The organism is Aromatoleum diolicum, from assembly GCF_012910955.1.
Lineage (GTDB): Bacteria > Pseudomonadota > Gammaproteobacteria > Burkholderiales > Rhodocyclaceae > Aromatoleum > Aromatoleum diolicum.
This window is the reverse complement of record NZ_WTVQ01000103.1, coordinates 1-1,226: the sequence shown is the minus strand read 5'-3', so window position 1 is coordinate 1,226 and position 1,226 is coordinate 1. Positions and strand designations below refer to the sequence as shown.

Below are 1,226 nucleotides of genomic sequence, written 5' to 3'. Positions count from 1 at the left end.
CCCATAACCTGTATGCCCTCCCCCCCGATCCGGAACACCGCCCCATCAGCGCCAACCCGGAAAGGCACCGGCGATGCCGTGCCAACAGCGCTCAGTAATCCGAACGAAACGTCTCGGGGGCCGCAGTGAAGGTGTATCTCATCGGGAGACCAAACAAAGGCCAAGAAGGCGCGCTCGAAACTTGGGACAGCTGATAGGTCGATGGACGCAACTCGGGTTCCTGTCGCCGGTGAGGAATGATAGAAGTTCAGGCGACGTTCCGGCGTGAGTTCTAGCCGGAAGTAGTGTCCTCCAGCTGGAATCTCAACAATGACGCCTCCAGGTGTGCCAACGCGAAAGGCATCCGGAGACGAGTACTCGAACGTGACGCTGCCTTCTGGACGGCAGATCGCGTCGGAAATTTGCTTGAGTAGGTCTGCGGGAAGAGGCATAGCAATCATGACGCCCAACGTCGGAGTTGACCGGCGCAATGCCGCTGCGTGTCCGTGTCGAACGACCTGTTGGCCAGCAGCGTCCCCTTCCAACTCAATCGGTGTGCCGAAGCGGCGTCAAAGGCCAAGGCAGATCCCACCCGGCTCATACAGTTGTACCTACTCGGAAAGCGCGGGCGAACTCTTGCTCATAAATTCTCCGAAGGTACTGGCGGACTTTTAGCGTTTCGACCCCGAGCAGCGTGTCGAGATCAGACACACGGCCTTCGTGAAGAATTTCGCTACGCAGCGCATACACGTGATCGATGGTGTCCCGGGCGGTGCGGTCACCGGGAAACCACTTTGCGCACAGCCGGGATAAGGCCTGGCGCACGGATTCCGTTCGAAGTTGCCTAAGCCTTCCTTCCAAGGACGCGCGTAGATGCAGAGGAAGAGCACCATCAGCCCGTAAGTCCGCCAAAGCTCTCTCGACAAAGCGGTCCACCTCGTCTCCGAGCGGCGCTTGCTGGGCGAGTGGCTCCAGCGCCGAAACGGCCATGACAAAGCGGGCGCGATCATTCGACTCCAGCGTCGAAGCGGCCAAGAGCTCCATGGAGAGGAGAACCCTGCGATCGCGCAATGGCTGCTGAAAATCGTCGGTGATCTCCTGGATGATCACGTCCTCTGGCCGAGGCTGTGTAAAAACGGTCGATGTTGTATGATATCTGCATTGTTATCAGCGTGATCAGTGACCATGAAGCGCTTCGTCGAAGGTCAGAGCCGCACACAGGAGGCGCTGCTGCCCGAGAGGCTGGA

General features: G+C 59.1%; 1 protein-coding gene. It reads right to left on the bottom strand.

Features of this window, described 5'->3' with window-relative positions:
- Positions 1 to 576: 576 nt before the first annotated feature.
- Entirely contained in the window at positions 577 to 1,089 is a 513-nt protein-coding gene (locus GPA25_RS23565) for a hypothetical protein (protein ID WP_169262827.1), read from the bottom strand.
- Between the last annotated feature and the right edge of the window lie 137 nt (positions 1,090 to 1,226).